This is a genomic window from Streptomyces sp. NPDC002403 (assembly GCF_053593015.1).
Window position 1 is genome coordinate 33,906 of record NZ_JBSFBQ010000005.1, and the last position, 25,178, is coordinate 59,083.

General features: G+C 70.4%; 21 protein-coding genes. 9 read left to right on the forward strand and 12 right to left on the reverse strand.

Annotated features, from left to right (window positions below):
• Positions 1-59 precede the first annotated feature (59 nt).
• From ACWCPY_RS08130 to ACWCPY_RS08145, 4 genes are all read right to left on the reverse strand, one after another.
• Positions 60-1,742: an ABC transporter family substrate-binding protein gene (locus tag ACWCPY_RS08130; RefSeq protein ID WP_451263515.1), complete on the reverse strand. Its 1,683-nt coding sequence runs from the start codon at positions 1,740-1,742 to the stop codon at positions 60-62.
• 88 nt (positions 1,743-1,830) lie between these two features.
• The gene (locus ACWCPY_RS08135; protein WP_451263517.1) at positions 1,831-3,906 is read right to left on the reverse strand and encodes a dipeptide ABC transporter ATP-binding protein; all 2,076 of its coding nucleotides are present in this window, start codon (positions 3,904-3,906) and stop codon (positions 1,831-1,833) included.
• Positions 3,903-4,808 (reverse strand): ABC transporter permease, encoded by a 906-nt coding sequence (locus ACWCPY_RS08140; RefSeq protein WP_451263719.1) that lies wholly within the window; start codon positions 4,806-4,808, stop codon positions 3,903-3,905. The genes ACWCPY_RS08135 and ACWCPY_RS08140 overlap by 4 nt, the downstream gene beginning before the upstream one ends.
• A gap of 13 nt (positions 4,809-4,821) precedes the next feature.
• The gene (locus ACWCPY_RS08145) at positions 4,822-5,805 is read right to left on the reverse strand and encodes an ABC transporter permease (RefSeq protein ID WP_451263518.1); all 984 of its coding nucleotides are present in this window, start codon (positions 5,803-5,805) and stop codon (positions 4,822-4,824) included.
• A gap of 599 nt (positions 5,806-6,404) precedes the next feature.
• On the opposite strand from ACWCPY_RS08145, the gene ACWCPY_RS08150 reads away from it, so the two are divergent.
• Both ACWCPY_RS08150 and ACWCPY_RS08155 read left to right on the forward strand, forming a co-directional pair.
• The gene (locus ACWCPY_RS08150; protein WP_451263519.1) at positions 6,405-7,142 is read left to right on the forward strand and encodes a hypothetical protein; all 738 of its coding nucleotides are present in this window, start codon (positions 6,405-6,407) and stop codon (positions 7,140-7,142) included.
• A 99-nt stretch (positions 7,143-7,241) separates the two neighbouring features.
• On the forward strand, positions 7,242-7,865 hold the full coding sequence (locus ACWCPY_RS08155; RefSeq protein ID WP_451263520.1) for a class F sortase: 624 nt from the start codon (positions 7,242-7,244) through the stop codon (positions 7,863-7,865).
• Positions 7,866-7,889: 24 nt separating this feature from the next.
• On the opposite strand, the gene ACWCPY_RS08160 is transcribed toward ACWCPY_RS08155, so the two are convergent.
• Positions 7,890-8,678, reverse strand: a complete 789-nt coding sequence (locus ACWCPY_RS08160; RefSeq protein WP_451263522.1) for a sulfite exporter TauE/SafE family protein — start codon at positions 8,676-8,678, stop codon at positions 7,890-7,892.
• Between the two features lie 85 nt (positions 8,679-8,763).
• Between ACWCPY_RS08160 and ACWCPY_RS08165 the strand changes: the two genes are divergently transcribed.
• Positions 8,764-9,693 (forward strand): oxidoreductase, encoded by a 930-nt coding sequence (locus ACWCPY_RS08165; RefSeq protein WP_451263523.1) that lies wholly within the window; start codon positions 8,764-8,766, stop codon positions 9,691-9,693.
• A gap of 50 nt (positions 9,694-9,743) precedes the next feature.
• Here ACWCPY_RS08165 and ACWCPY_RS08170 read toward each other — a convergent pair whose 3' ends face one another.
• From ACWCPY_RS08170 to ppdK, 3 genes are all read right to left on the reverse strand, one after another.
• Positions 9,744-10,148, reverse strand: coding sequence for a VOC family protein (locus ACWCPY_RS08170; RefSeq protein ID WP_451263524.1), 405 nt, complete (start codon positions 10,146-10,148; stop codon positions 9,744-9,746).
• Positions 10,149-10,315: 167 nt separating this feature from the next.
• Positions 10,316-11,290: an ArsR/SmtB family transcription factor gene (locus tag ACWCPY_RS08175; protein ID WP_451263525.1), complete on the reverse strand. Its 975-nt coding sequence runs from the start codon at positions 11,288-11,290 to the stop codon at positions 10,316-10,318.
• Between the two features lie 497 nt (positions 11,291-11,787).
• Entirely contained in the window at positions 11,788-14,550 is a 2,763-nt protein-coding gene (gene ppdK / locus ACWCPY_RS08180; RefSeq protein ID WP_451263526.1) for a pyruvate, phosphate dikinase, read from the reverse strand.
• Positions 14,551-14,999: 449 nt separating this feature from the next.
• Here ppdK and ACWCPY_RS08185 point away from each other — a divergent pair, with 449 nt between their 5' ends.
• Complete coding sequence (locus ACWCPY_RS08185) at positions 15,000-15,125, forward strand: hypothetical protein (protein WP_451263527.1); 126 nt, start codon at positions 15,000-15,002, stop codon at positions 15,123-15,125.
• A gap of 58 nt (positions 15,126-15,183) precedes the next feature.
• On the opposite strand, the gene dusB is transcribed toward ACWCPY_RS08185, so the two are convergent.
• On the reverse strand, positions 15,184-16,332 hold the full coding sequence (dusB, locus tag ACWCPY_RS08190) for a tRNA dihydrouridine synthase DusB (RefSeq protein ID WP_451263529.1): 1,149 nt from the start codon (positions 16,330-16,332) through the stop codon (positions 15,184-15,186).
• Between the two features lie 70 nt (positions 16,333-16,402).
• On the opposite strand from dusB, the gene ACWCPY_RS08195 reads away from it, so the two are divergent.
• Positions 16,403-17,887: an MFS transporter gene (locus ACWCPY_RS08195; protein WP_451263531.1), complete on the forward strand. Its 1,485-nt coding sequence runs from the start codon at positions 16,403-16,405 to the stop codon at positions 17,885-17,887.
• Here the strand turns inward: ACWCPY_RS08195 and ACWCPY_RS08200 are convergent.
• On the reverse strand, positions 17,860-18,777 hold the full coding sequence (locus tag ACWCPY_RS08200; RefSeq protein ID WP_451263532.1) for an MmyB family transcriptional regulator: 918 nt from the start codon (positions 18,775-18,777) through the stop codon (positions 17,860-17,862). The genes ACWCPY_RS08195 and ACWCPY_RS08200 overlap by 28 nt on opposite strands.
• Before the next feature lie 101 nt (positions 18,778-18,878).
• Between ACWCPY_RS08200 and ACWCPY_RS08205 the strand changes: the two genes are divergently transcribed.
• Positions 18,879-20,348 (forward strand): MFS transporter, encoded by a 1,470-nt coding sequence (locus tag ACWCPY_RS08205; protein WP_451263533.1) that lies wholly within the window; start codon positions 18,879-18,881, stop codon positions 20,346-20,348.
• Between the two features lie 78 nt (positions 20,349-20,426).
• Here ACWCPY_RS08205 and ACWCPY_RS08210 read toward each other — a convergent pair whose 3' ends face one another.
• Complete coding sequence (locus tag ACWCPY_RS08210) at positions 20,427-20,663, reverse strand: DUF6243 family protein (protein WP_451263534.1); 237 nt, start codon at positions 20,661-20,663, stop codon at positions 20,427-20,429.
• A gap of 252 nt (positions 20,664-20,915) precedes the next feature.
• Positions 20,916-22,298, reverse strand: a complete 1,383-nt coding sequence (locus ACWCPY_RS08215) for a glycine--tRNA ligase (protein ID WP_451263535.1) — start codon at positions 22,296-22,298, stop codon at positions 20,916-20,918.
• Between the two features lie 207 nt (positions 22,299-22,505).
• Between ACWCPY_RS08215 and ACWCPY_RS08220 the strand changes: the two genes are divergently transcribed.
• Genes ACWCPY_RS08220 through ACWCPY_RS08230 form a run of 3 tightly spaced genes read left to right on the forward strand, consistent with a single transcriptional unit; the run spans position 22,506 to position 25,176 of the window.
• Positions 22,506-23,459, forward strand: a complete 954-nt coding sequence (locus ACWCPY_RS08220; protein ID WP_451263536.1) for a metal ABC transporter substrate-binding protein — start codon at positions 22,506-22,508, stop codon at positions 23,457-23,459.
• 38 nt (positions 23,460-23,497) lie between these two features.
• Complete coding sequence (locus ACWCPY_RS08225; RefSeq protein WP_451263538.1) at positions 23,498-24,280, forward strand: metal ABC transporter ATP-binding protein; 783 nt, start codon at positions 23,498-23,500, stop codon at positions 24,278-24,280.
• 2 nt (positions 24,281-24,282) lie between these two features.
• Positions 24,283-25,176, forward strand: coding sequence for a metal ABC transporter permease (locus ACWCPY_RS08230; protein ID WP_451263539.1), 894 nt, complete (start codon positions 24,283-24,285; stop codon positions 25,174-25,176).
• The last annotated feature ends 2 nt before the right edge of the window (positions 25,177-25,178 follow it).

The window sequence follows — 25,178 nt, forward strand, 5'->3', positions numbered from 1 at the left end:
GATCCTGCCCCGGTACGGTCGGGCGACCGTACCGGGGCAGGACTCCGCCGGGGTGCGGGCTACTTCTCCCAGCCGACCGTCTCCGGGAGCGGGCTGTGGAAGATGGTGGCGCCGACGTTGGCGAGGCCCTTCTTCACGCTGTACGTCGAGGGACCGCTGAACAGCGGCAGGAAGGCGTACTGCTGGAGCGCCTTCCGCTCGACCTTGTTGACCGCCGCGATCTGCTCGTCGAGGTCCGCGATCTCGCCGGTGGCGCGGATCTCCTTGTCCAGGGCCGGCGTACCGGAGCCGGTGATGTTGGAGTCACGGTCGGAGCAGTAGAAGTCGCACAGGTAGCGGGCGCCGAACGGGTCCATGGAGCGGTTGCCGGACAGGAAGAGGTCGAACCTGCGCTCGCTGAGGATCTTCGAGAAGTCCGCCGCGTCGGCCTTCCTGGTGACGACCTCGACGCCGACCGGCTTCAGCATCGCGGTGAAGGCACCGGCGATGGCCTTGTCCAGCGGCTCGTCACCGAGGATCGTGTAGCCGACCTCCAGCTTCTTGCCGTCCTTGACCCGGATGCCGTCGCTGCCGGGCTTCCATCCCGCCGCGTCGAGTGTCTTCTTCGCCTCGTCCGGTGAGTACGTCAGGACGGCGGAGACATTGTCCTGGTACCCCTTCTGGAAGCTGTACAGCACCGCCGAACCGGGCAGCGGCTCCTTGTAGTCGAGCCCCTGGAACTGGATCTTCGCGATCTGGGAGCGGTCGATGCTCTCCTGGATGGCCTTGCGGACGGCCGTGTCCGCGAGGTTGGCCGACTTCGTGTTGAAGTAGAGCGAGTACTCGAAGGGGCTGCCGCCGCTGCGGATCTCCGTCCCCTTGAGCCCCTTGACCTGCTTGAGGCTCTCCGCGTCGACGGCCGAGGTGTAGTCGAGCTGGCCGTTCTTGAAGGCGTTGACCGCGGCGGTCGACTCCAGGTTGACGTAGACGCGCTTGTCGAGCCTGCCCTTCTTGCCCCACCACTTCGGGTTGCGGACGAAGGTGATGCCGCCGGAGTGGGTGTCCCACTCGCCGACGGTGTACGGGCCCGCTCCCCACTCCGGGTGGGCCTTCTTGACGTACGCCTTGTTGAAGTTGGCGACGGTGGCCGCCTCGGGGTGCAGGAAGGTGGTGAACAGGGTCGTCCAGGAGGCGTTGACGCCCTTGAACTCGATGACGGCCTGCTTGGCGTTCGCACCCTTGTGGACCGAGGAGATCTGGTCGTAGCCGTCGGTGGACGAGGCGTCGAAGGCCTTGTTCGAACCGTTGTTGGCCTTCCAGGTGGCCTCGATGGCGGTCCAGTCGATCGGGGTGCCGTCGTTGAAGGCGGCCTTCTCGTTGATGGTCAGCGTGACCGTCTGCCTGCCGCCCTCGACGGAGACCTTCACATCGCTGTAGTAGTCCGGGTTGTACTGCACCTCGCCGGTGGGCGAGTACGTGATCGCGTCGGCGTTGTACCAGGCCCAGACCCGGGAAGCGGTCAGGGTGGCGTTGACGTTGAAGGGGTTGCCCTGGTCGTCGAAGGTCCCGGCGGTGGTGTAGGTGCCGCCGTCCTTGAGCCGGTCGTAGGGCACGGGGTTGTAGTCGGCCGCGGCCGACGCGGCCTTGGGCGTGTCCTTGCCCGCCGCGTCGGAACCGCCCTTCCCGGAGGAGGCGTCGCACGCGGTGGCTGCGACCGAGACGGCGGCGACGAGAGCGATGGGCAGGGCCAGTCTTGCGCGCATGGCGGAAGTCCTTCTGGTTCGGGGGTGGGTGGGACGAGCTGTGTTCACGGGCGGGGCGGCGCGGTGCCCCGGAGTGCGGTGCGCGGGCTCAGACGGCGTGACAGGCGTACTGGTGGCCTGGGTCTCCGGCGACCGCCGCCGGCTCGGGGCGCTCCGTGCGACAGCGCCGGCGCACGTCCTCGTCGGCGGAGCGGTACAGGGGGCAGCGGTCGACGAAGACACAGCCCGCGGGGGGCCGGGTGGCGCTCGGCTGCTCGCCCTGGAGCACGACGCGTTCGCGGGCCCGTTCCCGCCGCGGGTCGGGCACCGGGATCGCCGACAGCAGTGCCCGGGTGTACGGGTGCCTGGGGTCGGCGAAGATCGCCTCCGTCTCCCCGGTCTCGACGATGTGCCCGAGGTACATCACCGCGATGCGGTCGGAGATGTACCGGACCACGGCCAGGTCGTGGGCGACCACGAGGTAGGCGAGAGCGAGTTCGCGCTTGAGCCGGGCCAGCAGGTTGATCACCCCGGCCTGCACCGACACGTCCAGGGCCGAGAGCGGCTCGTCGAGGGCGAGCAGCTTCGGCTCGGTCGCCAGGGCGCGGGCGATGCCGACCCGCTGGCGCTGACCGCCGGAGAGCGCGGCCGGGAAGCGGCCGCTCACCGCGGCGTCCAGGCCGACCAGTGCCAGGAGTTCATGGACCCGGGAACGGATCGACTCGCGGTCCCGCCCGATGGCCTGGAGGGGTTCGGCGAGCAGTTGGAAGACGGGCAGCCGCGGGTTCAGGGCACCCAGCGGGTCCTGCATGACGATCTGTACGTCCTGCCGCAGCTCCCGTGTCCGGGCGGCGGAGGCGACCGTGCCGACATCGGTGCCGGCGACCTCGATCCGCCCGCCCTCGGGCTGCTTCAGCCGGAGGATCTCCAGCAGCGTCGTGGTCTTGCCGCTGCCCGATTCGCCCACCAGGCCGAGGGTCTCCCCGGCGCGCAGCTCGAAGCCGACCCGGTTGACGGCGTGCAGGGTGCCGACCCGGCGCTTGAGGAGGGCGCCCCTGGTGACGGGGAAGGTCTTGACGAGGTCCTCGACCCGGAGCACCACGTCGCCGGCCGCGGTGGGCCCGGAGCCGCCCGGGAGGCCCTCCGGCCCGGTGTCCCCGGCGGGGTCCAGGGTGCCGTCGGCGATCTCGTCCGCGCGCAGGCAGGCCACGTGTCCGTGCCCGGTGATCTCGCGCAGTGCGGGCTCGTCGGTCCGGCAGGTGTCCTGGACGACGGCGCAGCGGCTCGCGAAGGGGCAGCCGCCGGGGAGGTCCACGAGGGCGGGCGGCTCCCCGCCGATCGGGACCAGGGGGCGGTGGACCCCGCTGTCCACGGTGGGCACGGCGGCGAGCAGCCGCGCGGTGTACGGCATCGTCGGCCGGCGGAACAGTTCGTCGACGCCCGCGCGCTCCACGAACCGGCCCGCGTACATCACGGCGACGTCGTCGGCGTGGCCGGCCACGACCCCGAGGTCGTGCGTGATGAGGACGAGTCCGGCCCCGGTCTCCTTCTGCGCCAGCCGCAGGACGTCCAGGATCTGGGCCTGCACGGTGACGTCGAGGGCGGTGGTGGGCTCGTCCGCGACGAGCACCGACGGCTTGTTGGCCATGGCCATCGCGATGACGACGCGCTGGCGCATCCCGCCGGAGAACTCGTGCGGGAACGCCTTGGCCCGGCCCCGCGGGTCGGGGATGCCGACGAGGTCGAGGAGTTCGACGGCCTGTTCCCAGGCCGCCTGCTTCGTCAGGTCCTGATGGACGCGCAGGGCGTCGGAGAGCAGTCTGCCCACGGAGAAGATCGGGGTGAGCGCGGACAGCGGGTCCTGGAAGACCATGCCGATGGAGTTGCCCCGTATCGCGGAGAGCTCCTTGTCGCCGAGGCCGATCAGATCGCGTCCGCCGAGCACCACCCGGCCGCGCAGTTCGGCGGAGGGCGGCAGCAGGCCCATCACGGCCATGGCGGTGGCCGACTTGCCGGAGCCGGACTCGCCGACGATGCCGAGCGTCCGGCCCGGCAGCAGGTCGAAGTCGACGCCGCGCACCGCCTCGACGGGGCCGGCCTCCGAGGGGAAGGTGATACGCAGGTCCCGCACCGAGAGCACGGGGGTGGCGTCGGCGGGTGCCGGGGATGGGGTCGTGGGATTCATCGTCGGCCTCCTGCCGCACCGGTCACGGATGTCGGGTCGAGGGCGTCGCGCAGCCCGTCGCCGACGAAGGTCATCGACACGGTGAGCAGGACGACCAGGCCCGCGGGGAAGGCGAAGAGCCACGGGGCGCTCGTGACGGTGCTCGCACCGTCCGCGAGCATCGTGCCGAGGGAGACGTCCGGGGTCTGGACGCCGAAGCCGAGGAAGGACAGGGCGGTTTCGCTGAGTACGGTCGCGACGACGCCGAGCGTCAGGTTGACGATCAGCAGCGAGCCGAGGTTGGGGATGATGTGGCGCAGGATGATGCGCGGTGCGCCGATGCCCATGAACTCGGCGGCCTTCACGTAGTCCCGTTCCCGCAGTGACGTCGAGACGGACCAGATGACCCGTGCGGTGGACATCCAGCCGAACACCGTGAGCACGACGATGAGCACCCGCCAGTCGCCGGCGAGGCGGTGGGAGACCAGGGCGAGGATGAGGAACGAGGGGACGACCAGCAGGAAGTGGATGACGGCGAGTGTCGCCTTCTCCACCCGGCCGCCGAAGTAGGCGGCGCTGGAGCCGATGACCGCGGCGACGACGATGGTCAGGACGGAGACGCTCACGGCGATCGCCAGGGAGCGCCGGAGCCCGTGCACGGCCGAGGCGTAGACGTCGTTCCCGCCCTGGTTGGTGCCGAACCAGTGGGTGGAGCTCGGCGGCCCGGTGAGCGCGGCGAAGTCGGCGTCGGAGTACGCGTAGGAGGTGAACAGGCCTCCGAACACGCTGAACAGCACCAGCAGCACGAAGATCACCACACCCACGACGGCGAGGCGGTTGCGCAGGAAGCGCCGCAGGTAGAGCCGGCCGAGGCCGAGGTGGGGCGTGTCCTTCGTCGCTTCGGACGAGGCGTTGGCCGTCATGTCTGTGGCCACGTCAGTTCACCCTCACCCGGGGGTCGAGGAAGACGGTGGCGATGTCCGCGAGGATCGCGCCGATCGCGGTCAGGGCCGCGGCGAAGGCTGCCGTCGCGACCGTGCCGTGCACGTCGTTCTTGCCGATGGTCTGGATGAAGTAGCGGCCCATGCCGTTCCAGCCGAAGATCGTCTCGGTGATGACGGCGCCGGTGAACATGGCCGGGATGCTGAACGCCACGGAGGTCGCCGTCGGGATGAGCGCGGCACGCAGGGCGTGCCTGCGGATCGCCTTGGACCGGGTGAGCCCGGTGGCCTGGGCGGTACGCACGAAGTCCGCGTTGATCGTGTCCAGCAGCAGCGAACGCTGCGTCAGGTGGTAGCCGACATAGCCCATCAGCGTCAGGCTGAGGGTCGGCAGGATCAGGTGCAGCAGACGGTCGCCGATCGTCGGGAACAGTCCCTCGACGCCCGGTGAGTTCTCCCCGGCGACGTAGAGGAAGTGCAGCCCGGCGTTCTGGTTCAGCCAGATGGCGACGAAGACCACGGCGAGCGCGGCGACGGACGTCGGGATGTTGAACACCGCGATGGACACGGCCTGGGAGATCCGGTCGGCCCAGCCGTACTGCCGCGAGGCGGTGTACACGGCCAGCGCCACACCGATGACCACGGACAGGACGGTCGCGATGATGACCAGTTCCCCGCTGATGAGCGCCCGGTAGCCGATCTCCCCGTTGACGGAGACGCCGGTGGGCGACCTGCCCCAGTCGAAGTGGAACACCACCGAGGTGAGCCAGTCCCACCACCGGTGCACCAGCGGCTCCTGCGGGCTCAGGTTGTACGGCGCGAGGGCCCGGTCGATCTGCTCCTCGGTACGGACCGGGCGCAGCTCCTTGAAGTTCGACCGGGGGTCCAGGAACCAACTGGCCAGGAAGTACGTGGCGTTGGTCGCGACCACGATCATCAGGAGCCAGCCGGCCGCCTTGCGGATCACATGGCGCACCATGTCCACGACCTCCTCCCCGCACGTGGGAGGTGCACCTCTGGGGTGCCGGGTCCGGGGGGCGTGTGCATGTGCGGCGAGGACTTTCTGCGTACGGAGCGTGAGCACGAATGTGCGAACGCCAGCCTGGTCCGCACCTGTGGGCCCGCACCAGCCTTTGGCCGCTCTCGCCATGAGGTCGACATACTGCCGCAGCAATCGGCAATGATCAGTGACTGTGCGTGTGCGGTCCGATTCCCTCCGGCGCGGATCCGCCCCCACCGGACCCAGGGGGGATGGGCCGGTGGGGGCGGCGGCCGGGGGCGGCCTCGTACACCGTCCCGTGGGGGGTGTGAGACGTGTGCCCGGCACCTGCGAGGTCATGCATGTGACGTGCGCCACTTTCTCCCCGGGCGGCATCACCCGATCGGCACCGGGTGGCACGGGACCGGCCCCGGCCACCTCGATCACCGCCGTGACCTGCACGTTCACACCTTGGCAAGGAGGCCACGCCGGTCCGTACGAGTGAGAGCTGACTCGGTGTCAGCAGGCGTCGGCGGCGGACCGCCCGTTAGCTCGGGGTCAGGACACGCCTACTCGCGCCATCGCCGGAGGAACCCCCCATGCGTCCTGCCCGCCTAGTGACCGGTACCGCCGCATCCGCGGTCGCCATAGCCACGCTCGGCTTTCTCGCCGCCGGGCCGTCCGCGTACGCAGGTGATGCCGGCGCACTGCGGACCGGCGCGGCCGGTGCCGTGTCGAGGACCCCCGGGGACCTCGGGGCACGGGCCACCACGGCCGACGGGGCCGGGGGCGACGAAACCGGGGGCGACGGGACCGGGTCCGGCACGGACAACTCGTTCACCCTCGACAAGCTCTCCGGCCTCGCGCCCTCGCTGCTCGACTCCGTCACGGGGGGCGACGCCCTCTCCGGCCTCAATGACCCGGGCGGGCGCGACAAGCCGTCCGGGGACGAGGGCACGGACCGCGGTGAGGAGGCCGGCCGGACCGAGGGCACGGACCGCGGCGAGGAGGCCGGCCGGACCGAGGGCACGGACCGTGGCGAGGAAGCCGGCCGGACCGAGGGCACGGACCGCGGCGAGAACGCCGGCCGGACCGAGGAGGAGGGTTCGGGCAAGCACGACGGCTCGTCGTCCGGGCGCGACAACGCGTCCTCGTCGGGAGACCGCCCCGGGGACACCCCGACGGGCCCCACCGGGCACGTCAAAACCGGAGTCGGCGGCAGCGTCCGGCCCGACACCACCCAGATCGCGGCGGGCGCCGGCGTTCTCGCCGCGACCGCCGTCGGCGGAGCCTGGCTCCTGCGTCGCCGGGCGAGCGGCACGCAGAGAGCCGGCTGACGGAGACGGATTCACGTCTCCGTACCGCCCGGTTTCCGTCCCGGTGGCCGCGCGCCACCGGGACGGGACCGTTCCCGTTCCGTCTCCCGGAGGACGACCGTGTCCGAGAAGGCCAAGGGCTGGCTGCTGGTCATCGCGGCGCTGGCCGGTGTCTGGCTGATCCAGCACGGCTCCGACGCCCGGCTGGTCCCGCCCCGGCCGACCGCCGCCCAGGCCTTCGCCGGCGGCCCGACACCGCAGCCGGGATCACCGGTCGCCGAACCGCTGAAGCCCTCGGCCCCCGTACGCATCCGCATCCCGAGCATCCGGGTCGACGCCCCGATGATCCGTCTGGGGCTCGGGGCCGACGGCAGTCTCGACGTGCCGCCGGCCGGGAACGTCAATGTCGTGGGCTGGTACCGGGACGGTACTCCCCCGGGTTCCAAGGGCAGTGCGATCGTCGCCGGTCATGTCGACAACGCGCAGGGGCGGTCGGTCTTCTACGACCTGGGCGCCCTGCAGAAGGGCAGCACGGTCGAGGTGGTCCGCCAGGACGGCCGTACCGCCGTCTTCTCCATCGACGCGATCGAGGTCTACGAGAACGAGAACTTCCCCGACCAGCGGGTCTACGGCGCCTCGTCCTTCGCCTCGCTGCGGCTGATCACCTGCGGCGGCGGCTTCTCGGAGGCGACGGGCTACCGGGGCAACGTGGTGGCGTACGCGCATCTGACCACCGTCCGCTGAACCCGGCCGCCGGGCACGGCCCGTTCAGGCCGTCCACTGGTCGAAGGCCAGCTTCGCGACCAGCGAGAACACCACGACCAGCAGCACACCGCGGACGAACTCGCTGCCCTTCCTGAGCGCCATCCGCGCCCCGAGGAGAGCGCCCGCCAGGTTGAACACCGCCATCAGCGCGGCCAGTTGCCACAGCACACTGCCCTGGTAGGCGAACATCGCCAGCGCGCCGCCGTTGGTGCAGACATTGACGATCTTGGCGGTGGCGGACGCCGTGACCAGGTCGAGCCGGAGCACCGCGGTCAGCGCCAGCACCAGAAATGTTCCCGTGCCGGGGCCGAACAGCCCGTCGTAGAAGCCGATTCCGCCGCCGACCACCACGATGGCCGTGATCACGCGGGCCCGGGTGACCTGCTGCCGCACGCCGTCGCCCGTTTCCTTGCCGAACGAGGGCCGCAGCATCACGAACGCCGCGACGGCCAGCAGCACCACCATGATCACCGGCCGCAGCACCTCGCTGCTGATCCCGGCGGCGAAGAACGCCCCGGCCATCGATCCGGCCAGCGCCGCGAGTCCGATCCGCAGCGCGTTCCCGACCTTCACCGGCGCCTTGCGTACGTACGTCACGGCGGCGCCCGACGTACCGACGATCGCGACAGCCTTGTTGGTGCCCAGCACCTGCGCGGCCGGGACGTGCGGCAGACCCAGGAGCAGCGCGGGCAGCAGAAGCAGTCCGCCGCCGCCGACCACCGCGTCGATCCAGCCCGCGGCGGCTGCGGCGAGACAGAGGACGATCAGGGTGGTGATGGTTATATCGGGCATGATCGCGACCCTAGAGAGGCGATCCATGCACAGTCCATCGGATTGAGCCAAACCTGAGCTTCCGGAGCCGCCGTACGCTGGGCCCATGAGCCACGGCTGGAACGCGAACGACATCCCGGACCAGAGGGGCCGTACGGCCGTGGTCACCGGAGCCAACAGCGGCATCGGCCTGCACACCGCGCGGGAACTGGCCCGGCACGGCGCGAGGATCCTGCTCGCCTGTCGTGACGAGACGCGCGGCAGGGAGGCCGAGTCCCGCATCCGCAGGGCCGTGACCGGTGCGGACGTGGCGTTCGTACCGCTCGATCTGGCCGATCTGGGCTCGGTGCGCGAGTTCGCCGCGACCCACGCGCCCGCCCGGCTCGATCTGCTGGTCAACAACGCGGGCGTGATGGCCCTCCCGTACGGGACGACGGCCGACGGCTTCGAGAGGCAGTTCGGCATCAACCACCTGGGGCACTTCGCCCTGACCGGGCTGCTGCTCCCCCGGCTCCTCGACACCCCCGGGGCGCGGGTGGTGACCGTATCCAGCGGGATGCACGCGCTGTCCGACCTCGACATGGGGGATCTCAACAGCGAGCGGAACTACCGTCGTTGGATCGCCTACGGGCGCTCGAAGACCGCCAATCTGCTCTTCGTCCACGAGCTGGCGCGACGGCTCACGAGGGCCGGTTCCCGGCTGGTGGCCGCCGCCGCGCACCCGGGATACGCGGCGACCAACCTCCAGTCCGCCGCCGCCCGGATGGAGAACCGCCGGGCGGTGGAGCGGTTCTTCGAGCTGGGCAACCGGATCGTCGCCCAGCCCGCTTCGGCCGGTGCGCTGCCCACGCTGTACGCGGCCACCGCGCCCGGCGTGCGGCCCGACTCGTTCACCGGGCCGGGGCCGCTGGGCTGGCGCGGCGCACCCGCCCCGTCCTGGCGGGCGGGCTGGACGCGCGACGACGTGACGAGCGAGCGGCTCTGGGTGGCGTCCGAGCAGCTCACGGGGGTGACGTATCCGGACCTCGCCCCCTGATCCGGCCCGATCCGGACCCCGCGAGCCCGGTCCGATCCGAACGAGGCGCCCTAGGCCTCGACGACCGCCGGGTCCATCCACATGACCTCCCAGATGTGGTTGTTCGGGTCCTGGAAGGAACGGCCGTACATGTGGCCGTAGTCCACCGTCTCGTTGGCCGGCGATCCACCGGAGGCGAGGGCGGTGTCGACCAGCTCGTCCACCTTCTCCCGGCTCTCGGCGCTCAGGGCGAGGATCACCTCGGTGGACTTCGAGGCGTCGGCGATCTCCTTCTTGGTGAACTCCTTGAAGCGCGGCTCGGTGAGAAGCATCGCGAAGATGGTGTCGCTGATGACCAGACATGCGGTGTTCTCGTCGGTGAACTGCGGGTTGCACGAGAAGCCCAGCTTCCCGAAGAAGGCCTTGGTCGCTTCGAGGTCCTTGACCGGCAGGTTGACGAAGATCATCTGAGGCATGGCCGCTTCGCTCTCTGTTGTTCGAACGTGTACGACAGGTAGACGGCGGGGCATCGCGGAACTCATCGCCGCCTGCGAAAGAATTTTCGCCGCTCGGGAGCCCGTCCGCCTGCCGACACATCCGCCCGCGTGCCGTCACGCCCGGCGCCCGCCTGTCGCCCGCTCCCTCAGGACATGGCGAGCGGTGCGCCGCCCCGGAGCAGCGATCCGCCGAGGGGGGTCAGTGTGTGCAGGACCGAGCCGCCGTGCCGCAGAGTGTGGATCAGACCGGCCTCGCGCAGCACACAGGCATGCTGGCTCGCCGAGGCGAGGGACACTCCGGCCCGGAGCGCGAGCTCGCTGGTCGTGCAGCCGTTTCCTATGGCGCTCAGGACCGTCGAGCGGGTGTTGCCGAGGAGCCGGCCGAGCCAGGGGCCCGGTTCGGCGAAGACCGGGGCGCGGGAGTGGGTGACCGGGTAGACCAGGACCGGCGGCAGCTCGGGGTCGCGGTAGACGACGGGTGTGACACGGCAGAAGAAGGACGGCTGGAGCAGCAGCCCCCGGCCGTCCAGACGGACGTCCCGGTCGACGGGGTAGTCCGCCTCCAGCACGGGGGCCCGCCAGCGGATCATCGGCGGGAGGGAGGCGAGCAGTTCGTCCGCGCCGCCGTCCAGCAGGGCGCGGCCGCGGACCGCGCGGTCGGCCTCGACGCTGGCCCGGATGTGCGGCCAGTACGGCTCGATGGCGGCGCGGTGGTAGCTGCGCAGGGCGTCGGCGAGGCGGCCGAAGGGTTCGGCGCGAATGTCCGGGGAGCGGACCGGATCGCGGCGTTCGGCGGCGAGCAGGGCGAGTTCGGCGAGGACCCGGCCGGGCGGGGTGCCGCGTAATGCCTCCATTCCCGCGTCGATGCCGTACGGCTCGCCGCTTTCCTGAGAAGGCGTCAGAAAATCCGGGAAATAGCCGCGCGGTGGAATCAGCGCGGACAGCAGGCGTACTTCACCATTCAACCGACGCCGGGTTTCCGTACGCCATTTCCCGAACACCGCGGAACCGCGCCGGTCCCTCAGCCGGTGGAAACTCAGAGCGGTTTCCCACAGCGCGTCCGGCCGGGTGGCCATCCGCACCTTGGAAAGGTCCACTCCGGACATATGGATACGCAGCACCGGTCCCCCACCTGTTGCACTCGCAATTACCCCCACCCCAGGGTAGGTGATCCGTAACAGCAAGTCACCACGGGGTTTCGGCCAGAGGTGAAACGCCTCGCCCCCACCCGCCATCACCCGAAAAGCTGTACGACGTCGGGCACGATTCCGGCGCCACCGGAAGGGCGAGTGAAGGCCGTGGGGGGTTTCGCGCGCCCGGCGGCGGTGGACGACGGTGCGGCACCGCGCCCGATGGGGGTAACCCGGGTGCGGTCCATGGATGGGGATCCATGGACCGCATCCCGGCCCATTTCTTTTCTTATTGAACGAACCCTGTCTAATGCGCGAAGAAAAAGGAACAACGCCGAACAGGGATTTCCCCAGAACGAAACGGGACGGCGGCACCCCCGCACAGGGTGCCGCCGTCCTGGAGTGTTCCGGAGCCGCCGTCGAGCCGGTGAGGGTGGTGAGGGGCCGACGGCGGCTCCGGAAGCGGAGTCAGGGGATTCGGTGCCGGGTCAGCGGCTGTCGCTGCCCGCCGAACCCGCCGCTGCCCGGCCCGCTTCGAGCCGGGCCACGGGGATACGGAACGGGGAGCAGGACACGTAGTCCAGGCCCACCTCGTGGAAGAAGTGCACCGACTCCGGGTCTCCGCCGTGCTCACCGCAGATGCCGAGCTTCAGGTCCGGGCGGGTGGCCCGGCCGGCCGCGACGGCGCTGCGGACCAGCGAGCCGACACCGTCCTTGTCGATCGTCTCGAACGGCGACACCCCGAAGATGCCCTTCTCCAGGTACGCGGTGAAGAACGAGGCCTCCACGTCGTCGCGGGAGAAGCCCCACACGGTCTGCGTCAGGTCGTTCGTACCGAAGGAGAAGAACTGCGCGGCCTCGGCGATCTGGCCCGCGGTCAGAGCGGCGCGCGGCAGCTCGATCATCGTGCCGATGGTGAGCTTCAGCCGGGTGCCGGTGGCGGCCTCGACCTCGGCGATGACCCGGTCGGCCTCCTCTCGGACGATCTCCAGCTCCTGGACCGTGCCGACGAGCGGAATCATGATCTCGGCGCGCGGGTCGCCCTTGGCGTTCTTGCGCTCGGCCGCGGCCTCGGCGATCGCCCGTACCTGCATGGCGAACAGTCCGGGGATGACGAGACCGAGACGGACCCCGCGCAGGCCGAGCATCGGGTTCTGCTCATGCAGCTTGTGCACGGCCTGGAGCAGGCGCAGGTCGTTCTCGTTGGCGTCCTTGCGGGACTCGGCGAGCGCGACCCGCACCGAGAGCTCGGTGATGTCGGGCAGGAACTCGTGCAGCGGCGGGTCGAGCAGCCGTACGGTGACGGGCAGTCCGTCCATCGCCTCGAACAGCTCGATGAAGTCGGCCTTCTGGAGCGGGAGCAGCTCCTCCAGCGCGGTCTCGCGCTCGGTGTCGGTGTCCGCGAGGATCAGCTTCTCGACCATCTCGCGGCGCTCGCCGAGGAACATGTGCTCGGTGCGGCACAGGCCGATGCCCTGGGCGCCGAAGCGGCGGGCCCGCAGCGCGTCCTCGGCGTTGTCGGCGTTGGCCCGCACCCGCAGCCGGCGCACCCGGTCCGCGTACGCCATGATCCGGTGCACGGCGGCGACCAGTTCGTCGGCGTCGTCGGCACCGGCGTGCATCCGGCCCTCGAAGTACTCGACGACCGGGGACGGCACGACGGGGACCTCACCGAGGTACACCTTGCCGGTGGAGCCGTCGATGGAGACGACGTCACCCTCCTCGATGACCCGGCCGCCCACCGTCATCCGGCGGCGCTTGGTGTCGACCTCCAGGTCCTCGGCGCCGCAGACACAGGTCTTGCCCATGCCGCGGGCGACGACGGCGGCGTGCGAGGTCTTGCCGCCGCGCGAGGTCAGGATGCCCTCGGCCGCGATCATGCCGTCGAGGTCGTCGGGGTTGGTCTCGCGGCGGATCAGGATGACCTTCTCGCCGGAACGGGACCACTTGACCGCGGTGTACGAGTCGAAGACGGCCTTGCCGACCGCGGCACCGGGGGACGCGGCGATGCCGCGGCCCAGCAGCTCGGGCCCCTTCCCGTCGGCGACTCCCGCGTCGTCGAAGCGCGGGAACATCAGCTGCGCCAGCTGCGCGCCGTTGACCCGCTGGAGTGCCTCGGCCTCGTCGATGAGCCCCTGGTCGACGAGCTGGGTCGCGATACGGAACGCGGCACCGGCGGTGCGCTTGCCGACCCGGGTCTGGAGCATCCACAGCTGACCGCGCTCGATGGTGAACTCGATGTCGCAGAGATCCTTGTAGTGGGTCTCCAGCGTCTCCATGATCTGCATCAGCTGGTCGTACGACTTCTTGTCGATCGACTCCAGCTCGGCGAGCGGCACCGTGTTGCGGATACCGGCGACGACATCCTCGCCCTGCGCGTTCTGCAGGTAGTCGCCGTAGACGCCCTGGTGGCCGCTGGCCGGGTCGCGGGTGAACGCGACACCCGTACCCGAGTCGGGGCCGAGGTTGCCGAAGACCATCGAGCAGACGTTGACGGCCGTGCCCAGGTCGCCGGGGATGCGCTCCTGGCGGCGGTAGAGCTTGGCCCGGTCGGTGTTCCACGAGTCGAAGACGGCCTTTATGGCCAGGTCCATCTGCTCGCGCGGGTCCTGCGGGAAGTCGCGTCCGGCGTCCCGGGCGACGATCTTCTTGAACTGCTCGACCAGCTTCTTCAGATCGGCCGCGTCGAGGTCGACGTCGACGGTGACGCCCTTGGCCTCCTTCGCCGCCTCCAGCGCCTCCTCGAAGAGCTCGCCGTCGACACCGAGGACGGTCTTGCCGAACATCTGGATGAGGCGGCGGTAGGAGTCCCACGCGAACCGCTCGTCCCCGGCCTGCGCGGTGAGCCCCACCACGGACTCGTCGGAGAGGCCGATGTTGAGGACCGTGTCCATCATGCCGGGCATCGAGAACTTCGCGCCGGAGCGGACGGAGACCAGCAGCGGGTCGTCGGCCTGGCCGAGCTTCTTGCCCATCCGCGCCTCAAGGGCGTCGAGGTGCGCGCTGACCTCGGCACGCAGCGCGGCCGGCTCCTCGCCGCTCTCGAGGTAGACCTTGCACGCCTCGGTGGTGATGGTGAATCCCGGAGGGACGGGGAGCCCGAGGTTGGTCATCTCGGCGAGGTTCGCACCCTTGCCGCCGAGGAGGTCCTTCAGATCCTTGTTGCCCTCGGTGAAGTCATAAACGAACTTCTCGCCCTCGGACTCCCGGGATTCCGGGGTGGTTACGTGGGGATCTTTGTTTTCCGACACGGGTCTCGACTCCTCGAGGACGCGGTGGCTGCCCTGACGGCGAGGAACATACCCAGATCGAAGGTGTCTGGGTACGTCCACTTGCGCGTCTTGAGGCCTCAACCACCCGTCCGCCAGCAGATCGAAAGTGACGCCGTCCATCGCTCGATCGGAGCCATTCATTCACCTCTTGAACACATAATCACCCAGAGGAGCGGATTTTCGGCAGTTCGACGACACTCCGCGATGGAGGCGTCGATCGATCAAACTTGAGGCCCCTGGCACCGAGTGCCATCATTTGAGAAGTCAAGCCCTCAAAATTGCGCTCATCTGAGCATGCGGACTCTCAGGGTGGCGAGAATCACTCCGCGAAGGGCGCTCAGATGTCACCATCCGGACGCCTGATCGGCGACCGCGCGTCACGCCTTGATCACCCAAGTGCGACCAGGACGGGAGGAGTGCAGCGCGCGATGCCCATTTACGACTCGTTCGAGCCACCTCTGACCGAATCGCCGCCGATTCCGGCCGAATGTGGCGCTCAGATGAGCAAGGAAAAAGAAGAGGCACGCGGTGCCTATGGTGCCGCGTGCCCGTGAAAGGCCCGGAAGACCGGGCGGACCGCCTCAAAGCCCGCCGGGAGACCTCCGGCCGGTCTCAGCCGCCCGAGGTGTCCAGCTCCGCGTCCGGGCTCACGCCCGCGCAGTCGTACGGGTCCTTCAGCCAGCCGTCCGGCAGCACGACGCGGTTGTTGCCCGAGGTGCGCCCGCGCGGCCCGTCCGCGCCGTCCGGCCACGGCTGGTCCAGGTCCAGCTCCTGCAACTGCCCGCCGAGCTCCTCCAGCGACGAGGTGACCGCGAGCCTCTTGCGCATCTCCGAGCCGACCGCGAAGCCCTTGAGGTACCAGGCGACGTGCTTGCGGAAGTCGATCACCCCGCGCGTCTCGTCGCCGATCCACTCCCCCAGCAGCGTCGCGTGCCGCAGCATCACGTCGGCGACCTGCCGGAGCCCCGGCGCCTGCCGCGTCCCCGTGCCCTCGAACTCGCTCACCAGGTCACCGAAGAGCCAGGGACGGCCCAGACAGCCACGGCCCACGACCACGCCGTCGCAGCCGGTCTCGCGCATCATCCGGCGGGCGTCGTCCGCGCACCAGATGTCGCCGTTGCCGAGGACGGGGATCTCCGGGACATGCTCCTTGAGGCGGGCGATGGCGTCCCAGTCGGCGGTGCCGCCGTAGTGCTGGGCGGCCGTCCTGCCGTGCAGGGCGACGGCCGTGACCCCCTCCTCGACCGCGATCCGGCCCGCGTCCAGGTAGGTCATGTGGTCGTCGTCGATGCCCTTGCGCATCTTGATGGTGACCGGCAGGTCGCCGGCGTTGGAGACGGCCTGGTTGAGGATCGCGCGCAGCAGCGGCCGCTTGTACGGGAGCGCCGAGCCGCCGCCCTTGCGGGTCACCTTGGGAACGGGGCAGCCGAAGTTCAGGTCGATGTGGTCGGCGAGGTCCTCGTCGACGATCATGCGGACGGCCTTGCCGACGGTGACCGGGTCCACTCCGTAGAGCTGGATCGAACGCGGGGTCTCGCTCGCGTCGAAGTGGATCAGCTGCATGGTCTTCTCGTTGCGCTCGACCAGCGCCCGCGTGGTGATCATCTCGCTGACGAACAGCCCCTTGCCGCCGGAGAACTCCCGGCACAGGGTGCGGAACGGGGCGTTGGTGATGCCGGCCATGGGGGCGAGCACCACCGGCGGCTGCACCGTGTGCGGGCCGATCCGGAGCAACGGGAGGGAGGGGGCGAGCGTGGTCATTGCTCCATTGTCGCGTACGGCGCCGTGCCCTCCGGCAGCGGAGTTCGTTAGTTAACCGTACTATCCATGTATGCCCGAGCTCAGTCACCGCCGACGGCAGTTGGTACTGGCGATCTGCTGCATGAGCCTGCTGATCGTCAGTCTCGACAACACCGTGCTCAACGTCGCCCTGCCCTCCATGCAGAAGGAGCTGCACGCCACCGTCGCCGGAATGCAGTGGACGATCGACGCCTACACCCTCGTCCTGGCGTCGCTGCTGATGCTCGCGGGCTCCACCGCCGACCGGATCGGGCGCCGCAAGGTCTTCAAGACCGGGCTGGTCCTGTTCACCCTCGGTTCGCTGCTCTGCTCCGTGGCGCCGAACCTGGAGTCGCTGGTGGTGTTCCGGATGGTGCAGGCGGTGGGCGGCTCGATGCTCAACCCCGTCGCGATGTCGATCATCACCAACACCTTCACGGACCCGCGTGAGCGGGCCCGCGCCATCGGGGTGTGGGGCGGTGTCGTGGGCATCTCCATGGCGGCGGGCCCGGTGATCGGCGGGCTGCTGGTGGACTCGGTCGGCTGGCGGTCCATCTTCTGGATCAATCTGCCGGTCGGTCTCGCCGCGCTCCTGCTCACCTGGCGCTACGTCCCCGAGTCCCGTGCCCCGAAGCCGCGCCGCCCCGATCCGGTGGGGCAGTTGCTGGTGATCGGGCTGCTCGGTTCGCTGACGTACGCCATCATCGAAGCGCCCTCCCAGGGCTGGGACTCGCCGCGGATCCTGCTGTTCGCCGCGCTCGCCGGGTGCTCCCTGATCGGGCTGCTGCTGTACGAGCCCCGGCGTGCCGAGCCCCTGATCGATCTGCGCTTCTTCCGCAGCGCCCCGTTCAGCGGGGCCACCGTCATCGCGGTCTGCGCCTTCGCCGCGCTGAGCGGATTCCTCTTCCTCAACACTCTCTACCTGCAGAACGTGCGCGGGCTGAGTGCGCTGCACGCCGGTCTGTACATGCTGCCGATGGCGGCCCTGACCTTCGTCTGCGCGCCGCTGTCCGGGCGGCTCGTCGGCAGCCGGGGGCCGCGGCTGCCGCTGCTCGTGGCGGGCGTGGCCATGACGGCGTGCGGGCTGCTGTTCGCCGTGTTCGACGCGGAGACCGACAACGTCCTGCTGTTCACCGGCTATGTGCTGTTCGGCCTCGGCTTCGGCATGGTGAACGCGCCGATCACCAACACGGCCGTATCCGGGATGCCGCGCTCGCAGGCCGGGGTGGCGGCCGCGGTCGCCTCGACCAGCCGGCAGATCGGCGGAACGCTCGGGGTCGCCGTGATCGGCGCGGTACTGGCGGCGGGGGTCGCCGGAGCCGGGGCGCCGCGCGGCGCCGCGTACGCGGCGGCCTTCGTGGACGCGAGCACGTCCGCCTGGTGGATCCTCGGCGGGTGCGGGCTGTGCGTCCTGCTGGTGGGTGCGCTGACCAGCGGGCGCTGGGCGCGGGAGACGGCGCGCCGGACCGCCGAGCGGCTGGAGCGGCCGGCGGACGCCCCGTCCGGGGGTCAGGCGTCGGCGAGTTCCAGGGCCTGAAGCCGCTCCAGGCGCTCCCTGGTCTCCTCGTCGGCGGGGGCGTATGTCACCATGCGCGGCCCGCTCGACGGGCCGAGCCAGAGATCGGTGTGTTCGAGGCGGAGCAGCCCGACATGGGCGTTGCGGAAGATCTTGGTCCGGCCGCCCGCGCCCACCACCTCGTGCCGGGCCCAGATCTCCCGGAACTCCGCGGAGGTCTCCTCCAGCCGCCCGAGGAGCGCCTTCCAGGCGGGCTCGGCCAGATGCTCGGCCATCGCCCGGCGGAACTTGGCGGCCATCAGCCGGTTCACCTCGGGGAGGTCGACGACGGCGGAGCGCCACTGCGCGTTGGTGTAGGCGAGGATCATGCAGTTGCGGTCCTCGGGGGCGACCGCGTCCAGGTCGCAGAGCAGCCTGCCGTACGTCCGGTTGTACGCCAGGATGTCGTAGCGGCTGTTCTGGACACAGGCCGGGATCGGGTCCAGTTGCCGCAGCATCTCGCGCAGCGCCGGGGTCACGCTCGGGCAGTCCGCGCCCGGTGACGGGTCGACGGCTCCGGCGAGCGAGAAGAGGTGACCGCGTTCGCTGCGGTCGAGCAGCAGGGCCCGGGCCAGGGCGTCGAGCACCTGGGGCGAGACCTGGATGTCGCGGGCCTGTTCCAGCCAGGTGTACCAGGTGACGCCCACGGCGGAGAGCTGGGCGACCTCCTCGCGGCGCAGGCCGGGGGTGCGCCGGCGGCGGCCCCGGGGCAGGCCGACCTGTTCGGGGGTGATCCGCTCGCGGCGGCTGCGCAGGAAGTCCGCGAGTTCCTGCCGCCGGACGTCCGGCTCGGAGGGGTCCCGCCACCCCGAAGCCGGCGGGACCCCGGGCACCACGCGCACCTCGGGCAGCTCGCTCACCATCGTCGCCATGCCTCCAGCCTGCCGAGCCGCCCGGCGCTCTGCCAGGTGCTCCTTGTACCAGGATAAAGACACTCTGGTACCAGGCTGGGGCTGCGGCGATTCTCGATGACGTGAGTGAATCAACTGTACGGACGCAAGCGACCGCCACCACCGACGCCGTGGTGCGGCACGACCACCCCGCTCCGGTGCTCGGCAGGCTCGGGCTGTTCACCGTGCTGCTCGGTGCGGCGCTGCCGCTCATCGACTTCTTCATCGTCAATGTCGCCCTGCCGACGATCGACCACGATCTGGACGCGGGCCCCGCGCTGCTCGAACTGGTCGTCGCGGGCTACGGCCTCGCCTACGCCGTGCTGCTCGTCCTCGGCGGCCGGCTCGGCGACATGGCCGGGCGCCGTCGGCTCTTCCTGCTGGGCATCGCCGCCTTCGGTGTCACCTCGCTCGCCTGCGGGCTCGCCCCGGACGCCTGGACGCTCGTGGGGGCGCGGGTGGCCCAGGGCGCGGCGGCCGCGCTGATGCTGCCGCAGGTGCTCGCCACCATCCAGGCGGCCACCTCGGGAGAGCGGCGGGCCCGCGCGATGGGCCTGTACGGGGCGACGGCCGGGCTCTCCATGGTTGCGGGCCAGATCCTCGGCGGTGTCCTGGTGGCCGCGGCGCCGCTGTCGTCGGTGTTCGGCGAGAGCGCGGGCTGGCGTTCGGTGTTCCTGGTGAACGTTCCGGTGGCGGCGGTGGGGCTGGTGCTGGCCGCCCGCGTCGTGCCGGAGACGCGCTCGGAGCGGCCGGCGCCGGTCGACGTACCGGGCACGCTGCTGCTGACCGTGTCGCTGGTGACGCTGCTCGCCCCGTTGACGGAGGGGCGCGCCGCGGGCTGGCCGGTGTGGACCCTGGTCTCGCTGACCCTGTTCCCGTTCGCCGCGTACGCCTTCTACCGGGTCGAACGGCGGGCCGACCGGCTCGGGCTGACCCCGCTGGTGCCTCCGAGCCTGCTGCGGCTGGAGTCGCTGCGCCGCGGGCTGGCGCTGGTGGTGCCGTTCTCGATCGGCTTCGGCGGCTTCATGTTCGTCATCGCGGTGGCCCTGCAGCAGGGGCTGGAGCTGGGCCCGGCCGCGGCGGGTCTGTCGATGGCGCCGATGGCAGTGGCGTTCTTCGCCGCGTCGCTGGCCGGTCCGCGGCTGGTCCTGCGGTACGGCAGCCGGGTCGTGACGGCCGGCGGGCTGATCCAGGCGGTGGGGGTGCTGGTGCTGGCGCTCACCGTGTGGCGTGAGTGGTCCGGCCTCGGGGCGCTGGGGCTGCTGCCGGGGGTGGCGGTCGCGGGGTTCGGGCAGGGGCTCCAGCTGCCTGTCCTGTTCCGGATCGTGCTCTCCGACGTACCGGCCGCGCGCGCCGGAGTGGGCGGCGGGGTGATGACGACGACCCAGCAGGCCGCGCTGGCCCTGGGGGTGGCCACGCTCGGCACGCTGTTCCTCTCGCTGGTCCCGGGCGCGGGCATGCGGGACGCGCTGGTCGTGACGCTGCTGGTGCAGCTGGCCGCGGTGGCGCTGACGACGCTGCTCAGTCTGCGGCTGCCGCGCCGGGTGGCGTGAGCACGGGGCGCGGACAAGGGCGTGGGCCCGGATCACGGGGTGATCCGGGCCCACGGTCGTACGGGTGATGAGGAGGCGTCAGCTCTGCGCCGGGGCGTCCTGCCCGGGCGCGTCCGCGGCATCGTCCGCCGGGGCCTCCTGGGAGGCGGTGCCGGACTGCGCGCGCTCGCGCATCTTGCGCAGCAGCTCCTGCTTCTGGTCGGCGGCCGCCTTGCGGTCGGTGGTGCGGGCGGCGCCCACGCCCTGCTGATCGGCGCGGGACAGCTTCTTGCGCTGTCCGCCCACACCGAGAAGGTTGTTACGGCTCTTGGCCACGGCGTTCTCCCGTTCGTAGTGCGAAGTGAGGTCTGAAGCGACCTGGATCGGTCCGGTGGGCGGCGGGTGGTCGGGGCCGCCGCGCGCTCACTCGTAGATCTGGAAGAACGAATACATGCCGGAACCGTACCCCGCCCCGGTCGGCCCCCGCACCCGCTTTTGGGCCCGGCCCCCGCGCCCGGGTGCCCGGCGTGCGGCGAAGCCCCCGGTTCCGCACGGGGAACCGGGGGCTTCGTCGGCGTGAGCGGTACGTCAGCAGCCCAGCAGGCGGGCGCCGAGGTAGGCCTGGATCTGGTCCAGGGAGACGCGCTCCTGCTTCATGGTGTCGCGCTCGCGCACGGTCACCGCGTTGTCGTCGAGGGTGTCGAAGTCGACGGTGACGCAGAACGGCGTACCGATCTCGTCCTGACGGCGGTAGCGGCGGCCGATGGCGCCCGCGTCGTCGAACTCGATGTTCCAGTTCTTCCGGAGGTCGGCCGCGAGGCCCTTGGCCTTCGGCGACAGCTGCGGGTTGCGGGACAGCGGCAGGACGGCGACCTTGACCGGCGCGAGGCGCGGGTCGAGACGCATCACGGTGCGCTTCTCCATGACGCCCTTGGCGTTGGGCGCCTCGTCCTCGATGTAGGCGTCGAGGAGGAAGGCGAGCATCGCCCGGCCGACACCGGCCGCCGGCTCGATGACGTACGGGGTCCAGCGCTCGCCGGCCTCCTGGTCGTAGTACGCCAGGTCGGAGCCGGACGCCTTGGAGTGCGCCTTGAGGTCGTAGTCCGTGCGGTTGGCGACGCCCTCCAGCTCACCCCACTCGCTGCCGCCGAAGCGGAAGCGGTACTCGATGTCGGCGGTGCGCTTGGAGTAGTGGGAGAGCTTCTCCTTCGGGTGCTCGTACCAGCGCATGTTCTCCTCGCGCATGCCGAGGTCCGTGTACCAGTTCCAGCGCTGGTCCATCCAGTACTGCTGCCACTCCTCGTCCTCGCCCGGCTTGACGAAGAACTCCATCTCCATCTGCTCGAACTCGCGGGTGCGGAAGATGAAGTTGCCCGGAGTGATCTCGTTCCGGAAGGACTTGCCCATCTGGGCGATGCCGAACGGCGGCTTCTTGCGCGAGGTCTGCTGCACCTGGCCGAAGTTGGTGAAGATGCCCTGGGCGGTCTCGGGGCGCAGGTAGGCGACCGAGCCGGAGTCCTGGGTCGGGCCGAGGTGGGTGGAGAGCAGACCCGAGAACTGCTTGGGCTCGGTGAAGGTGCCCTTGTTGCCGCAGTTGGGGCAGTTGAGCTCGGTCAGGCCGTTCGCGGGCGCGTGGCCGTGCTTCTCCTCGTACGCCTCCTCCAGGTGGTCGGCGCGGAAGCGCTTGTGGCAGGAGGTGCACTCGGTCAGCGGGTCGGTGAACGTGGCGACGTGACCGGAGGCGACCCAGACCTCGGGGGCGAGGATGACCGACGAGTCGAGACCGACCACGTCCTCGCGCGAGGTGACCATGTAGCGCCACCACTGGCGCTTGAGGTTCTCCTTCATCTCGACGCCCAGCGGCCCGTAGTCCCAGGCGGCCTTCTGGCCTCCGTAGATCTCACTGCACGGGTAGACGAAGCCACGGCGCTTGCTCAGGCTGACGATGGAGTCGATCTTGTCGGCGGCCACGGTGCTCTCTTCATTTACGACGAAATTGGACAGGGGCGGCGCGAAGCGCCTCAGTGGGGGGGTGGTGGTCGGGAGACGGGTGGGCGAATACCTCAGATTACCGGCGGGCACGCCCCCTGGATCAAATCGGTACCGGCATGGTCGGCCGCAAAGTCATCTCATCAGCCTTGTTGACAATCGTTTCCAGTTTTGTTGAAAATGACTGTCATGAACGTAAGCCGCCTCATACCCACCGCCGCCGTCGCCGGAGCAGTCGTCCTCGGCCTCACCGCCCTCACCGCCTGCTCCTCCTCCGACGCCGCGGACCGCAAGAACGGCGACAGGCTCGACGTGGTGGCCTCGTTCTATCCGATGCAGTTCCTGGCCGAGCAGATCGGCGGAAAGCACGTCTCGGTCACCACGCTGACCAAGCCGGGCCAGGAGCCGCACGACCTGGAGCTCAGCCCGCGGCAGATCGGCGGGCTCACCGACGCCGGCCTCGTCCTCTACCTCAAGGGCATCCAGCCCGCCGTGGACGACGCCATCGCGCAGTCCGGCGCGAAGCACGTCACCGACGCCGCGAAGCTCACCACGCTGGAGGACCACGGCACCGAGACCGGCGCCGACGAGCACGGCCACGAGCACCACGGCGACGAGGCCGGGGCCGACCCGCACATCTGGCTGGACCCGGTGAAGTACGCCGAGGTCGCCAAGGGCGTGGGCGCTTCCCTGCAGAAGGCCGACCCCGACCACGCCGCGGACTACCGCAAGAACACCGACGCGCTGGTCACCGAGCTCGACGGCCTGAACACGGCGTACGTGAACGGGCTGAGGAACACCTCCACCAAGACCTTCATCACCACCCACTCCGCCTTCGGGTACCTCGCCGAACGCTACGGCCTCACCCAGGAGGGCATCGCCGGCGTCGACCCCGAGGCCGAGCCCAGCCCCGCCCGGATCAGCGAGATCCACACCATCGCGGAGAAGAACAAGGTCACCACCGTATTCTTCGAGACGCTCGCCAGCGACAGGACCGCGAGGACCGTCGCCAAGGACACCGGCCTGAAGACCGATGTCCTGGACCCGCTCGAAGGAATCACGGCCAAGTCCAGGGGCGGCGACTACATCGAGGTCATGCGGTCCAACCTCGCCGCCCTGCAGAAGGCGCTCGGCGCGAAGTGACCCCCGAACCACCCGCCACAGCAGCACCGGAGGCGCTCATGCCCGAGACCGGGAGCACCACGACCGAACCCGTGATAGCCCTGCGGGGCGCCACGGCCACGCTCGGAGCACGGCCGGTGCTGCGGGGCATCGACCTGACCGTCCACCGCGGCGAGGTCGCCGCCCTGCTCGGCGCCAACGGCTCGGGCAAGTCGACCGCCGTACGCTCCGTCATCGGGCAGGTCCCGCTCACCGGCGGCACCGTCGAGCTGTTCGGCACCCCGCTGCGCCGCTTCCGCACCTGGGCGCGGATCGGCTACGTGCCCCAGCGCACCACGGCGGCCGGCGGCGTCCCCGCCACGATCCGCGAGGTCGTCACCTCCGGGCGGCTGTCCCGCACCAGGCTGGGCCTGCTCCGCAAGGCCGACCGGGCCGCCGTCGACCGGGCCATCGAGCTCGTCGGCCTCGCCGACCGCGCCAAGGACTCGGTGGACGCGCTCTCCGGCGGACAGCACCAGCGGGTGCTGATCGCCCGCGCGCTGGCCGCCGAACCCGAGCTGCTGATCATGGACGAGCCGATGGCCGGCGTCGACCTGGCCAGCCAGGAGATCCTCGCCGCGACCCTGCGCGAGCAGGTCGCGGCCGGCACCACGGTGCTGCTGGTGCTGCACGAGCTCGGCCCGCTGGAGCCGCTGATCGACCGCGCGATCGTGCTGCGCGACGGCTGTGTGATGCACGACGGGCCGCCGCCGGAGGCGCTGGGCCAGCACGCCCTGCCCGGACACGACCATGTACACCCCCACGCGGCCATCGAGCCCGTCCGGACGGGACTGCTGAGCTGATCATGGAATTCCTCAACCCTCCCTTCATGCAGCGGGCCCTGCTCGCCGCCGTGCTCGTCGGCGTCATCGCCCCCGCCGTCGGCATCTACCTCGTCCAGCGCCGCCAGGCCCTGATGGGCGACGGCATCGGCCACATCGCGATGACCGGCGTCGGGCTCGGCTTCCTGCTCTCCACCAGCCCGGTCTGGATGGCCACCGCGGTCGCCGTCGCCGGTGCCGTCGTGATGGAGCTGATCCGCTGGTACGGACGCACCCGCGGCGACATCGCGCTGGCCATGCTGTTCTACGGCGGCATGGCGGGCGGTGTGCTGCTGATCAACCTCTCCGACACCGGTTCCAACGCCAACCTCACGTCGTACCTCTTCGGTTCGCTGTCCACGGTCTCCTCCGAGGACATCGTCTCGATCTGCCTGCTGGCGGCCTTCGTGCTGCTGGTGGCGCTGGGGCTGCGCCGTCAGCTCTTCGCGGTCAGCCAGGACGAGGAGTTCGCCCGGGTCACCGGGCTGCCGGTGCGGGCGCTGAATCTGCTGGTCGCCGTGACGGCGGCGGTGACCGTCACCGTCGCGATGCGGGTCGTCGGGCTGCTGCTGGTCAGTGCGCTGATGGTGGTGCCGGTCGCGGCCGCGCAGCAGATCTCCAGGTCCTTCCGGGTGACATTCGTGCTGTCGGTCGTCATCGGCACGGCGGTGACCCTGGCCGGCACCGTGACCTCGTACTACCAGGACATTCCGCCCGGCGCGACCATCGTCCTGCTGGCCATCGCGGTCTTCGTCGCGCTGACGCTGCTGGCGACCCCGCTGGCCAGAAGCCGCGCCCGCCGGAGCGAAGCGGCGTCCGAGGAGTGCACCCTGGAGGTACCGGCCTCCCGTCCGGCCCCGGACGAGCTCCGGGTTTGACC